Origin of the sequence: Streptomyces sp. NBC_00271, assembly GCF_036178845.1 — a bacterium.
Classification (GTDB): domain Bacteria; phylum Actinomycetota; class Actinomycetes; order Streptomycetales; family Streptomycetaceae; genus Streptomyces.
In genome coordinates this window covers 2,319,809-2,332,870 of sequence record NZ_CP108070.1, presented here as the reverse complement: position 1 = coordinate 2,332,870, position 13,062 = coordinate 2,319,809, and the positions used below count along the sequence as shown (strand labels likewise).

The following is a 13,062-nucleotide window of genomic DNA, read 5'->3' as shown; positions in this document are numbered from 1 at the left end:
CACGTCGTGGCACCACGACCCTTGCATGAACTCATCGAAGCAGGCTGGGCGAAGGCTCTGGAACCTGCGGCCGAACGAATCGCCGCCATGGGGGACTTCCTCCGGGCCGAGATAGCGGCGGGCCGGACCTATCTCCCGGCCGGGGCGAATGTCCTACGGGCTTTCCAGCAGCCGTTCGACGACGTCCGCGTGTTGATCGTCGGCCAGGATCCCTACCCCACGCCGGGGATGGCCATCGGGCTGAGTTTCGCCGTGTCGCCGGAGGTGCGTTCGCTGCCGGGCAGCCTGGAGAACATCTTCCGGGAACTGCACACGGACCTGGGGCTGCCCAGGCCGTCCAACGGCGATCTGACGCCCTGGACCGAGCAGGGGGTGCTGCTGCTCAACAGGGCGCTGACGACGGCGCCCCGCCAGCCCGCGGCGCACCGGGGCAAGGGCTGGGAAGAGGTCACGGAGCAGGCGATCCGGGCGCTGGTCGCGCGGGAGAAGCCGCTGGTGTCGATCCTGTGGGGTCGTGACGCCCGCAACCTGCGGCCGCTGCTCGGGGATCTCCCGGCGATCGAGTCCGCGCACCCCTCACCGATGTCGGCCGATCGCGGCTTCTTCGGCTCGCGTCCGTTCAGCCGGGCCAACGAGCTGCTGGAGAGGCAGGGCGTCCAGCCGGTGGACTGGCGCCTGCCGTAGAGCGGTCACCGGATCTCGTGCCACCCGCGCGGGTTCCGGGGCGCGTACGGGTTCTGTGGGCAGGGGCGGGGCGGGCACCGGTGCGCGGCGGTGCCCGCCGGAGTGCGCGGGACTCGCCACTGTCGTGGACGACGAACCCGATCTGACCGTCGTCGGTGAGGCCGTGACGGAGCGTCAGCCGCCCCGCTGGCCGTCACCGCGACCTTGCCCCAGGACCGGCGGCCCCCCGAGCTCCCGTCGGATTTTCGGGCGGCATCGTGCAACCCCGCCATCGCCGAGCGCGTCGACGTGCACGAGACTGTGCTCCGCGACTGCACTCCGCAGCTCGTCCGCACCGACCCGGGAGGGACCAACAGTATGATCATTTTTGGCACCAGGGGATACCTGTACCAGCTCGCGATACTGACGCTGGTGTGTGGCCGCTGCGGCAATCCCTCGGCGCACACGCTCCGCAAGCGTGTCACGAAGTTCACGCTGTTCTTCGTGCCGCTGTTCCCGATCTCGTCGAAGTACGCGACGCAGTGCACTTTCTGCGGCGCGGAGCAGAAGGCGACCAAGGAGCAGGCGGAGCAGCTGCAGGCGCAGGCCGCGAGCGCGCACGCCGCCCAGCAGTACGGCCAGCCGCAGCAGCCCCAGCAGCCGTACCAGGCCTGAGCCGGGGGCGGGGACCGGCGCGGCGGTACGTCGACGGCGCCGCGCTCCCCGCGGTCGGCGCCGGTCCGCCGCCGACCCCTTCCGTATGAGTCGTCCAGACTGTATTCCGTGCCGCATCGGTCGGAAATATCCCTCGTCGGGCAATGATGGACTACTTGGACATGGCGTCTCGACGGAAGGGAACCCTCTCATGGGTCTGATCGGATCGATCGGCCTGATCCTGCATCCCCGGCGCAATCCGGGACCGGTCATCGAGTCGGTCGTGCAGTGGGCCCGCAAGAACGACGCCGAGGTGCTGGGGCTGCCGGACGAGGTCGGCCGTATCGCCTGCAGCGCCGTGGCCGTACCGGATCAGGACCTCGTCGCCCGGGCCGATCTGATCGTCAGTCTCGGCGGGGACGGGACCATGCTCCGTTCCATGAGGCTGCTGTCCGGAAGCGACACTCCGGTGCTCGGCGTCAACCTGGGCCGGCTGGGCTTCCTCGCGGAGATCGATGTCGACGAACTCCAGCCGGCGCTGGACCGGATCGACAGCGGCCAGTTCACCACCGAGGCCCGGATGGCCGTACGGACGCGCCTCCCGGACGGGCGCGAGGTCCGTGCGTTCAACGACATCGCCCTCGTACGGGTACCCGGCAGCGGCATGGCCGCCATCGCGATCCGGCTCCAGGGCGAGGAGTTCATCCGCTACGCCGCCGACGCCGTCGTGGTCTCCACCTCGACCGGATCCACGGCCTACAGCTTCGCCGCGGGCGGCCCGATCCTCTCGCCCCGGGTGGAAGCCATCCTGGTCGTCCCCGCCAGCGCGCACTCGTCGTTCGACCGGGCGCTCGCCCTGCCCGCGGACGAGGACGTCACCCTCGAACTGCTCCCCACGACCGGGCGACTGGCGGTCGAGGTCGACGGCGAGGTACTCGGCTACCTCGACGCGGGCGACCGGGTCACCGTGTCGGCATGCCCCGCGGCGGCTCATGTCGTGCGCCTGGGCGGGACGACGTTCTACCAGCGGGCACGCAGAAAACTCGGCATCAAAGGAAGTATCGAAGCGGGCGTGCGAACCTCCCAAGACCCCGCCGACTCCTCGACGGGGCCCTGAAGAGCGGGTCGGGGAACGCGTCTTGAGCGGCACAGCGGCCGACCCGAGGGAGGCGGCCTTGGGTAAGGTGGGCCGCCGACGGAAGGGTCCATGTCATGACCGCACCGCAGACCCGGCGGCCGACACTGATGGTCGTCCACGCGCATCCGGACGACGAGGCCAGCCAGACGGGCGGCACGCTCGCCCGATACGCGGCTGCCGGGGTTCGTACGGTTCTTGTCACCTGCACCGACGGTGCGCAGGGCGACGGAGCCGGCAGCAGCAAGCCCGGGCACCGCGACCACGAGCCGGCGCAGGTCGCCGCACGGCGCTCCCGCGAGCTCGCCGCGTCGGGAGCCGCGCTCGGCATCAGTGACCTGGTCCCGTTGGACTACCCCGACTCCGGCGTGCCCGACTCGGCCGACGACATCGATCCGCGCGCGTTCAGCAGGATGGAGGGCGAACCGGTCGTCCGGCGGCTCGAGGCGCTCATGCGGGAGTACCGGCCGGATGTGATCGTGACGTATCCGCCCAACGGGTTCTCGTACCATCCCGATCATGTCCGTACGCACGAGCTGACCGTCGCCGCCTTCGAGCGGATCAAGCGGTCCGGCGGACTTCCCGGCGAGGAGGACGGCCGGCACCCGCGGAGCCTGCCGAAGCTGTACTACATCGCCGTGTCGCTCTCGAGTCTGAAAGCGGTGCGGGCCCTGGCGGAGGCCGCCCTCGGACCCGACGCCTGGATCCCCCCGCTCGACGTCGCCGTCGACGACGACACCGTGACCGCGGCCGTGGACGTCTCCGACTTCTGGCCGCACAAGCTGCGGGCCCTGGCGGCCCACGCCAGCCAGGCGGACGCCGCTGCCCTGCTGAGGCTCTTCAGCCTGTCCGGGGACGTGGGCCGGGTCGAGGAATACGTACGGGCCCACCCGCCGTGGACCGGCGGCACACGCGAGAGCGACCTGTTCGAGGGCGTCCGCGAGACGCCCTGAAGCGTACGGCCTCGCCCTGATCGGGGCTCAGTCCTGTCGGCCGACCCCTTGAAGCGCCGCCCGTTGCCGCGCGGCGCGCACCGCCGCCGACAGCGAGGCGATGTCGTAGGCGCCGTGGTGGCGGCGCCCGTTGACGAAGAACGTCGGGGTGCCCGAAACACCGCTGAGGTCGGCGGACTCCACGTCCGCCGCGACCCGGGCCGTCCCCGTGCCTTCGCGGAGATCCTTGCGGAACCGTTCGGAGTCCAGGCCGATCTCCTCGGCGTAGCGGAGCAGGTCCTTCGGCCGCAGGTCACCCTGGTGCTGCATCAGCAGATCGTGCATCTCCCAGTACCCGTCCTGGTGGGCCGCGGCCTCGGCGGCCTCCGCGGCGAACTGGGCGTTCGGATGGACGTCGGTCAGTGGCAGATGCCGCCACACGTAGCGCACGTCGCCGAAGTCGGCGAGCAGCTCGCGCACCACGGGCTCGGCCAGGCCGCAGTACGAGCACTCGAAGTCCCCGTACTCGACGAGCGTCACGGGCGCCTCCAGCGGGCCGCGTACGTGGTCGCGGTCCACGTCCACGGGGTCGCTGAGGTCGACGATGGTGGTGCCCGTACCGAGGAGGGCCCGGACACGGGAACGCTTGGGAAGGGCGCCGATCACCGAGGTGACCAGCCAGGTGAGGAGGAACGCACCCACCACGGCGGCCAGGATGCCGATCTTCGCCTCCGCCAGCCGGGCCCCGTCGAAGGCGAGGGTCGCGATCAGCAGGGACACCGTGAACCCCACTCCCGCCAGGGTGCCGCCCGCGGTGATGGCGCCCCAGCCGACCGGCGGGTGCAGTCGCCCGCGGCTGGCGCGTGTCGTGAGCCAGGTGGCGCCGATGATGCCGATCGGCTTGCCGAGCACATAGCCGAGGAGGATGCCGAGGGCGATCGGTGAGGTGAAGGCATGGGCCAACTGGCCGGCGCTGATGGTGATGCCGGCGTTGGCGAGGGCGAACAGCGGCACGATCACATAGCTCGTCCAGGGGTGGAACATCCGCGTGAGCCGGTCGTTGGGCGAGAGCGTCGAGGCGATCCCGCGCCGTACGGAGCGCTCCAGTTCCGGCGTCGGCTGCTCGCGGAAGCGCCGGAAGAGGCGGCTGGCTCGTTCCAGGTCGACGCGCTCGGCCGGGTAGGCGTAGGTGAGCAGGCCCATCGCGAGGCCGGTCACGACCGGGTCCACCCCCGACTTGAGCAGCGCGACCCACAGCGCCGCGCCCAGCACCGCGTACAGGGCGGGAATGCGTACCCCGAGGGTGCGTCGCACCAGCACGACGGCCGCGAAGAGGCCGAGCGCCGTCAGCAGCGCGGGCAGGGCCAGGGCGCCGCTGTAGGCGACGGCGATCACGGCCAGGGCCAGGAAGTCGTCCACGACGGAGATGGTGAGGATGAAGACCCGAAGACTGTCGGGCAGCCGTGCCCCGAAGAGGGCGAGCATGCCCAGGGCGAAGGCCGTGTCCGTCGACATGGCGGCGCCCCAGCCGTGCACGGAGTCGTGGCCCGCGTTGAGAGCCAGGTAGATCGCGATCGGCACGACCATGCCGCTGAGCCCGGCGAGCAGCGGCAGCGTGACCCTTCTGCGCTCCCGCAACTCGCCCAGGTCGAACTCCCGACGCGCCTCGAGTCCCACGACGAAGAAGAACAGCGTCATCAGCCCGCTGTTCACCCACTCCCGCAGGTCCAGGGAGACTTCGCCCGCCCCGAGGCGGACCGACAGCTCGGTGCTCCAGAGTGCCTCGTACGTGCCCGGCCCCATGTTGGCCCAGGCGAGGGCCGCGAGCGTGGCGGCCAGCAGAACCGCGGCACTGCCGGTCTCGGTCTGCAGGAAGGAGCGCAGCGGACCGCGCCCGTCCTTGCCGCACACGGTCTGCCCCGACAAGGGCGAGGTCTCAGCTGGCACAGTCACCCCCTGATTCTCGCCCCGCGCGTGGTCCGGCACGCGGCGAAACGGTGTCCGGGAGGAGATCCGCCCAGGTGCTCGGTGAGGAGGTCCGCTCAGCGGTCGGCGACGAGGTCCCTGATGGCCTTGACGACGTCGGCGGGGGCCTCCTCGGCCATGAAGTGACCGCAGGAGACGGTCGTGTGCCGCAGGTCGGGCGCCCAGGCGCGCCAACGCGCGGCGGCGTCGAAGCCGAGAGCCGCGCCCCAGTCCTGCTGGAGAACGGCCACGGGCATCCGCAGCCGGTTCCCGGCGGCACGGTCGGCCCGGTCGTGCTCGACGTCGATGCCGGCCGAGGCGCGGTAGTCGGCGACGATGGAGGGGACGGCCGCGCGGGAAGCCGCCAGGTAGGCGGCGCGGATCTCGTTCGGGATCGCCCTCGGGTCCCGCGTCCAGATGTCGAGGAAATGACCGAAGAAGACGTCCGCGGCGGCGTGGATCATCCGCTCGGGCAGACCCGGCGGCTGGGCCATCAGGTAGAGGTGGAAGCCGACGGCCGCGCCGGTGCCGTGCATCACGTCCCACATGTCCAGCGTGGGCAGCACGTCGAGCGAGGCGAGATGGGTGATCGCCTCGGGGTGGTCGAGGCCGGCGCGGATGGCGACCAGCGCGCCCCGGTCGTGTCCCGCCAGGGCGAAACGCTCGTGGCCCAGAGCGCGGGCGAGCGAGACGACGTCGGCGGCCATGGTGCGCTTGGCGTACGCGTTCCCGTCGGCGCCGGTGTCGAGGGGCTTGTCGCTGGCGCCGTAGCCCCGCAGGTCGGGACAGATGACGGTGTGATCGTCCGCGAGGTCGGCGGCCACGTGCCGCCACATCAGGTGCGTCTGCGGGAAACCGTGCAGCAGCACGATCGGGCTGCCGGATCCGGCGACGGCGACGTGGAGCGCGACATCGTCGGCGACGGGGACGCGCCGGTAGTCGAAGCCGGGGATGGTCGGTTCCATGGTTCGCCCTTTCTGGAAGGCGGAAGCGGAAGGTGACGGACACGACGAGCCTGCCGGGCGCGAATCAGCAGCTGATCAGCACGCGATCAGTACGGGATCAGCACGTCGTCGGCGCAGTACCGTGGCGAGGGTGTCGGGAGAGGCGAGAAGGGTGCGGGTCGCGTTCGGTGTGCTCGGACCGACCGTGGCCGAGAGCGACGGCCGCGCGCTCGCGCTGAAGGGACCGAGGCACCGGGCCGTGCTGGCGCGGCTGGTGGTGGCCCGCCGCCGGGTCGTCCCCGTCACCCACCTGGTCGGCGACCTGTGGACGGATCCCCCGCCCGGCGCCGTGGGCGCCGTACAGACCTTCGTCGCCGCGCTGCGACGCGTCCTGGAGCCGGACCGTCCGTCCCGGGCCCCCGCCCGGCTGCTGGTCACGGACGGCCCCGGGTACGCGCTGCGCCCGGAGCCGGACGCCGTGGACGCCTGGTGCTTCGAGACGGCCGTCGGCGCCGCCGCGCGGCTGCCGGCCACGCAAGCGCTGCCGCGACTGGAAGAGGCGCTGGCCCTGTGGCGCGGGCCCGCCTACGCCGAGTTCGAGGAGGAGGACTGGGCCCGGGGTGAGCGCTCCCGCCTCGCCGAGCTGCGGCTCCAGGCGGTGGAGCAGCGGGCCCGGACGCAGCTGGACCTCGGCCTGGCCGCCGAGGCGGTGCCCGACCTGGACGTACACCTCGCCGCTCACCCCTGGCGCGAGGACGCCTGGCGGCTGCTGGCGCTGGCGCTGTACCGGCAGGACCGTCAGGGGGACGCGCTGGGCGTGCTGCGCAGAGCCCGGGCGGTCCTGGCCGACCAGCTGGGGGTGGACCCCGGGCCCCGGCTGCGCCGCCTGGAGACGGACATCCTCGCCCAGGATCCCGGCCTCGATCCGCCGGCCGGGCCGACGGCGACCGCGGCCCGGCTGTGGACACGGACGGCGGCGGCCTACGACCGCACGGTCGCCGCCGGCGCCCGGGCCCGGTTGGAGACGACGGTGAGCCTGATCCGCAACCTCGCGGTCACCGGGGGCGGTGGGCTCGCGGCCGCCAGGCAGCACCGTATGGAGGCCATCGCGGCGGCGGAGGAGTTCGGCGACCCGGACCTGACCGCCCGGGTGATCGGCGCCTACGACGTCCCCGCGATCTGGACCCGCAGCGACGATCCGGAGCTGGCCCGAAGGATCGTCGAGGCCGCCGAGCGCGCCCTCACCGCTTCGCCGGGCGACGCGCACGAGGCCTCGCGGTGCCGCCTGCTGGCCACGATCGCCCTGGAGACGCGCGGCAGCCGAGCACCACGCGGCCCCCAGGCCGCCCGCGAGGCGGAGGAGATCGCCCGGCGTCTCGACGATCCCGCGCTGCTGGCGTTCGCGCTGAACGGGGCGTTCATGCAGTCCTTCACCCGCGCGGGCCTGGCCCCACGGCGTGACGAGATCGGCGCGGAGCTGGTCGAACTGGCCGCCCGGCACGACCTGGTGACCTATGAGGTACTCGGTCACCTCATCCGGCTCCAGGCACGCGGCGCGCTGGCCGACTTCGCCGCGGCCGACCGCCATGCCGCCGCCGTGGACCGGCTGGCCGAGCGCCACGAGCTGCCGCTCGCGAGCGTCTTCACCCAGTGGTACCGGGCGTTGCGGCTGGCCGCGTCCGGGCAGCCGGCGGGGGCCGAGACCGCCTACCGGGATGCCGCCGCACGGCTGGACGGCGCAGGGATGCCGGGCCTGGAGCGTGGGCTTCTCCCGCTCGCCCTGCTGTGCCTACGGGTGCAGCGCAGGAGGACGTGGTCCGACACCGATCCAGGGCCGGTCGAGATCGACCTGGGGGCGGACTGGGGCCCGTACCGGCCTTGGGCCGCGCCCTTCGCCTTGCTGGCATCCGGACGCCGGGCCGAGGCACGGGCGGTGCTGCGCGCGCTCCCGGAACCGCCGCGCGACCTGATGTACGAGGCGTGCTGCTGCCTGGAGGCCGTGGTCGCGCTGGAGGTCGGTGTCCGGGACGTGCTGGAGCGGGCCCGCACCCGCCTGCTGCCGGCCGCCGGGGAACTCGCCGGCGCGGGCAGTGGCCTGATCACCCTCGGCCCCGTCGAGGACCACCTCGCCGACATCACCACCGCGCTGCGGGCGCCGACGAGTCCAGTTCCGCCCAGATGATCTTTCCCTCGTGTGTGTACCGGGTGCCCCAGCGGTGTGCGAGCTGGGCGACGAGGAAGAGGCCGCGTCCCCCTTCGTCGGTGGTCCGGGCGTGCCGCAGCCGCGGGGAGCTGTTGCTGGTGTCGGTGACCTCGCAGATCAGACGGGATGCGCGCAACAGCCGCAGTCGCACGGGGCCCGGGGCGTAGCGCACCGCGTTGGTGACCAACTCGCTGACGACGAGTTCGGTCGCCATGGCCAGCTCTTCCAGTCCCCATGCACGGAGTTGCCGGGTGGCGAGGGCGCGGGCCCCGGCCACGGCGGCGGGATCGGAGGCCACGTCCCACGAGGCGACGTGGTCGGCGCTGAGCGCGTGCGTGCGCGCCACGAGGAACGCGACGTCGTCGGACTGCGGCGTGGAGGTCAGGCCCCGCACGTTGGCGCAGAGCGTCTCGAGCGGGATATCGCAAGGGCACAGGGCGTCCCCGAGGTGGGCCATTCCGACGTCGACATCCCGCTCGTCGCCTTCGATGAGGCCGTCGGTGTAGAGGCCGATCAGGCTGTTCTCGGCGAGTTCGATGTCGACTGCCTCGAACGGGAGTCCACCCAGCCCCAGTGGCGGACCGGCCGGCAGTTCCGGGAAGCTGACCCGGCCCTGCGGCGTCACGAGGACCGGCGGCGGATGGCCGGCCCGGGCGAGCGTGCAGTTCCGAGTGACCGGGTCGTAGATGGCGTACAGGCAGGTGGCACCCATCACCGTGGTCCGGATCAGGTCGGCCGACGCGTCATGGGACTCCTCCTCGCTGAGGCGGAGCACCAGGTCGTCGAGGTGGGCCAGGAGCTCGTCGGGCGGCAGATCCATGTCGGCGAGCGTCTGCACCGCGGTACGCAGTCGGCCCATGGTGGCGGCCGCACTCAGACCGTGGCCGACCACATCGCCCACGACGAGGCCGACTCGGGCTCCGGACAACGGGATGACGTCGAACCAGTCCCCGCCCACACCGTCCTTGGCGTCCGCGGGCAGATACATGGAGGCCACGTCCACGGCCATGCCGCCCTCCAGCGTATGGGGCAGAAGGCTGTGCTGGAGCGTCAGCGTGGCGTGGTGCTCCCGGGTGTAGCGGCGGGCGTTGTCGACACAGACGGCCGCTCGTGCGACCAGTTCCCGGGCGAGCAGTACGTCGTCCGAGGTGAAGGGAGCCGGGTTCCGCGAGCGGACGAAGGTGGTGAGGCCGAGGACGGTGTCCCGGGCCCGCATCGGCACGGAGATGAGTGAGTGAAGTCCGAACTCGCGCATGCTCGAGGTCCTGGACGGCTGTTCGACGGCCCATTGAGGGTTGTCGGGGTTCAGCACCGGTATGAGGACGGGCTCGCCGTTCACGAGGAGGTCGAGATCGTGCGGGGGAGGGATGAAGTCCACCGGATCGCCGACCTGGGCGACCGCCTCCGGGCACCCCTCCCGGACGGAACTCATGCCCGCCCGCCGCATCACCGGCCCCGTCACCGCCGGACCCGCGTCGGACAGCCAGGTTCCGTGCCCCTCGGTGCTGAGGACCGGCTCCAGCAGATCCACGATGGCGAAGTCGGCGAACCGGGGCACGGCGAAGTCGGCCAGCTCCTGGGCCGTCTCCATGACGTCCAGGGTGCTGCCCACACAGGCGCCGGCTTCGTTGACCATGGAAATCAGTTGGCGGGCGTTCCACCGGTCGGTGACGTCGAGCACCATGTAGCAGATGTCGGTGACGGCGCCGTCGACGTCCACCAGGGGGAAGAACGACGTGGAGTAGGCGTGCTGCCGATGCGGGTCGGCCCAGCTCCAGCCCAGGTACTCGAAGTCGCTGACCGGCTCGCCGGTCCGCAGTACCTTGCGCATCACGTCCTCGAGGGTCTCCGCGTGGAGGCCCGGGAAGAGGTCGGTCAGGCGCCGGCCCAGACGCTGCTCACGCGGTATGCCGCCGATGCTCTCCAGGGTGTTGTTGACCCAGGCGCAACGCAGGTCCATGTCCACGATGGCCATTCCCACGGGCGAACGGGTCAGGAACCCGTCCAGCACGGACTGCCCCATGGCCCAGCGCGTGATGCGCTCCCGTGCCGAGAGGAGAAAGCACTCGTCGTCGCGGACCTGGAACGACGCGGAAACCCGCAGATTCACTTCGACACGACGACCGTCGCGATGCGACAGCGTGACCACTCCGCTCCAGGCCCGGCCCGCACGGCAGCGCTCCATGATCGCCGCTACGCGGCAGGGGTCTTCGGGCGCGGCGAGCAGACGGCCGACGGAGCCTCCGACGACCTCGCGGGCCGAACGGCCGAGGAGTTCTTCCGCGCTTCTGGTCCAGCCGATCACCGTGCCGGCCAGGGTGACGATCGCCGCCGCGTCCGAGGCTGCTTCTTCCGCACCGATATTGGGCTCTGTGCCGGGACCTTCGCCCGATTCCGGAATCGCAGGTGTCACGTCTTCACCGCCATCCCCATACCTCCATGCTCGCGCCTCCTGCAGCGGCGCGCCAGCGGCGCAAGGGACCGTTCGACGCGGTGAATTCGCCACTGGTCGCGTCGGCACCACCACGGCGGGTGACCGACGCCGGATGTCGTCCCAGGGGCGGCTCCCGGGCCTCAGCCGACGACCGCGGCGCGTACGCACAGCACGTCCGGCAGATGCGAGGCCAGTTGCCGCCAGCTGTCCCCGTCGTCCGCCGACGCGTACACCTCGCCGTTGCGATTGCCGAAGTACACACCCGCCGGGTCCGCGCCGTCCGTGCAGAGCGCGTCGCGCAGCACCGTGCCGTAGTGGTCCTCCGTGGGCAGCCCCGCGGTCAGTGGATCCCAGGTGTTGCCGGCGTCCTGCGTGCGGAAGACACGGCAGCGCCGGTCGGCCGGGACGCGGTCCGCGTCCGCGTTGATCGGGAAGACGTACGCCGTGTCGCCGCGGTGCGGATGCGCGGCCACCGCGAACCCGAAGGTGGACGGCAGGTCCGCGCCGATGTCGGTCCACTCGCCGCCCGCGTCGTCGCTGCGGTACACACCCCAGTGGTTCTGGAGGTAGAGCCGGTCCGGGGTCGACGCGTCCTGTGCGATCTTGTGCACGCACTGACCGAACTCCGGGTTCGGATCCGGCAGGAACACCGCGGAGACACCGGAGTTGGACGGCTCCCAGCTCGCCCCGCCGTCGTGTGTACGGAACACCCCCGCCGTGGAGACGGCGACCGTGACGGCCCTTGGGTCGCGCTGGTCGGTGAGGACGGTGTGCAGCCCCTCGCCACCGCCGCCCGGCACCCACTGCGACCGGGTGGGGTGCTCCCACAGGGCCCGTACCAGCTCGAAGGACTCGCCTCTGTCCTGGGAGCGGTACAGCGCGGCCGGCTCCGTGCCCGCGTACACCACGTCAGGCTCGGCCGCCGCCGGGTGCAACTGCCACACCCGCTCCAGCGAAGCCCCGGTGTCCTTGGGGAACTTGACGGCCGGCTGCGCCGGTTCGGTCCATGTCCGCCCCAGGTCGTCGGAGTGGAAGACGGACGGACCCCAGTGCGCGCTGTCCCCTCCGGCCAGCAGCCGTGGTGTCTCGCCGCGGGTGTCGATCGCGACCGAGTACACGGCCTGCGCGTTGAAGTACGGACTCTCGTCGAACTCCCAGGCGGCGCCGCGCCGCCGTCCGATGAACAGCCCTTTTCGTGTACCGACGGTGAGCAGTACTTCGGCCATGCCGACCACCTCCGTGACGACGTCGTCTCAGACATCGGCCAGTCTGCACCCCGGCACTGACAGTCTCCCCTGTACACCGAATTGCCGCAGGTCAGCAGGGTGGCGTCGGTCCATCGCTGACGTCTCGTCCCGGCCGACGCGCCTACGGGTGAGGGATGGCCGGATTCCTGGAACGCGCGGGTCGTGGGACTCGTTGTGAGCATCGGAGGGACCGATCCCGTATGGGAGGGCGATGTGGCATGTCCGTGCGGTCGTGAGGAGGATGCCATCGATGGCGGCATTCCGTGGTCCGAAGGCTCCGAAGGTGTGGCTGTGGCGATGGCGGCGCAATCCGCTGCGGCGTCGCAGTGACGCGCTGGAGGCCTGGATCGTGCTCGTCGCCTGGGCGCTCACCGCGCTCGGCGGGGTGCTCACCGGTCTGCTGGCGACGCAGTCCGTGGAGAACGGCCTTGCCAGGCAGCGGGCCGAGTGGCACTCCGTTCTGGCGTTGCTCAACGCCGACGTGCCGAAGTCGACCGCGTCGGCCAACGACGCCGACATGGTCTGGGCGAAGGTCCACTGGACCGCCGCGGACGGCTCTCCGCACGCCGGTCAGGCCCGGGTGCCCGTCGGCAGCCCCGGGGGCACCCCGGTGACCGTATGGACGGACGCCGACGGCCGCCTCGTCACCAAGCCCCCCACGCCCTCCCAGGCCCAACTGCGTGCCGTGCTGGTGGGCGTCCTGATGGGGGTGAGTGTCGCGAGTGTGCCGTTCGTCGGCGGACGGCTGGTACGCGGACGAATGGAGCGGCGGCGCATGGCGCAGTGGGACGAGGACTGGCAACGGGTCGGTCCCCTGTGGGGGCGGAAGACGGGCTGAGGGGAGCCTCCGCCGCCCCACCCCGCCCCCCCGCGCCGCTCCACAGG

General features: G+C 71.8%; 10 protein-coding genes. 6 read left to right on the top strand and 4 right to left on the bottom strand.

Annotation, left to right across the window (positions count from 1 at the left end):
• The first annotated feature begins 6 nt into the window (after positions 1 to 6).
• From OG798_RS11060 to OG798_RS11045, 4 genes are all read left to right on the top strand, one after another.
• Positions 7 to 684: a uracil-DNA glycosylase gene (locus OG798_RS11060; protein ID WP_067372796.1), complete on the top strand. Its 678-nt coding sequence runs from the start codon at positions 7 to 9 to the stop codon at positions 682 to 684.
• A gap of 357 nt (positions 685 to 1,041) precedes the next feature.
• Complete coding sequence (locus tag OG798_RS11055; RefSeq protein WP_095858264.1) at positions 1,042 to 1,338, top strand: zinc-ribbon domain-containing protein; 297 nt, start codon at positions 1,042 to 1,044, stop codon at positions 1,336 to 1,338.
• A 190-nt stretch (positions 1,339 to 1,528) separates the two neighbouring features.
• Positions 1,529 to 2,434 carry an NAD(+)/NADH kinase gene (locus OG798_RS11050; protein ID WP_095856133.1) on the top strand — a complete coding sequence of 302 codons (906 nt, stop codon included), beginning with the start codon at positions 1,529 to 1,531 and terminating at the stop codon, positions 2,432 to 2,434.
• A 95-nt stretch (positions 2,435 to 2,529) separates the two neighbouring features.
• Positions 2,530 to 3,405 (top strand): PIG-L family deacetylase, encoded by an 876-nt coding sequence (locus OG798_RS11045; protein WP_095856134.1) that lies wholly within the window; start codon positions 2,530 to 2,532, stop codon positions 3,403 to 3,405.
• Positions 3,406 to 3,432: 27 nt separating this feature from the next.
• Here the strand turns inward: OG798_RS11045 and nhaA are convergent, their stop codons facing one another.
• Both nhaA and OG798_RS11035 read right to left on the bottom strand, forming a co-directional pair.
• A complete protein-coding gene (nhaA, locus tag OG798_RS11040; RefSeq protein WP_121418594.1) occupies positions 3,433 to 5,331 on the bottom strand; it encodes a Na+/H+ antiporter NhaA in 1,899 nt (632 codons plus the stop codon).
• A 95-nt stretch (positions 5,332 to 5,426) separates the two neighbouring features.
• Positions 5,427 to 6,314, bottom strand: a complete 888-nt coding sequence (locus tag OG798_RS11035; protein ID WP_121416925.1) for an alpha/beta fold hydrolase — start codon at positions 6,312 to 6,314, stop codon at positions 5,427 to 5,429.
• Between the two features lie 151 nt (positions 6,315 to 6,465).
• Here OG798_RS11035 and OG798_RS11030 point away from each other — a divergent pair, with 151 nt between their 5' ends.
• Positions 6,466 to 8,475: a BTAD domain-containing putative transcriptional regulator gene (locus tag OG798_RS11030; RefSeq protein WP_267063774.1), complete on the top strand. Its 2,010-nt coding sequence runs from the start codon at positions 6,466 to 6,468 to the stop codon at positions 8,473 to 8,475.
• Here the strand turns inward: OG798_RS11030 and OG798_RS11025 are convergent.
• Together OG798_RS11025 and OG798_RS11020 are read right to left on the bottom strand one after the other, a co-directional pair.
• Positions 8,429 to 10,909 carry a SpoIIE family protein phosphatase gene (locus OG798_RS11025; RefSeq protein ID WP_095856137.1) on the bottom strand — a complete coding sequence of 827 codons (2,481 nt, stop codon included), beginning with the start codon at positions 10,907 to 10,909 and terminating at the stop codon, positions 8,429 to 8,431. The genes OG798_RS11030 and OG798_RS11025 overlap by 47 nt on opposite strands.
• A 161-nt stretch (positions 10,910 to 11,070) precedes the next feature.
• Positions 11,071 to 12,156: a WD40/YVTN/BNR-like repeat-containing protein gene (locus tag OG798_RS11020; protein WP_121416927.1), complete on the bottom strand. Its 1,086-nt coding sequence runs from the start codon at positions 12,154 to 12,156 to the stop codon at positions 11,071 to 11,073.
• A 271-nt stretch (positions 12,157 to 12,427) separates the two neighbouring features.
• Between OG798_RS11020 and OG798_RS11015 the strand changes: the two genes are divergently transcribed.
• The gene (locus tag OG798_RS11015; protein WP_097226596.1) at positions 12,428 to 13,015 is read left to right on the top strand and encodes an Rv1733c family protein; all 588 of its coding nucleotides are present in this window, start codon (positions 12,428 to 12,430) and stop codon (positions 13,013 to 13,015) included.
• Positions 13,016 to 13,062 lie beyond the last annotated feature (47 nt).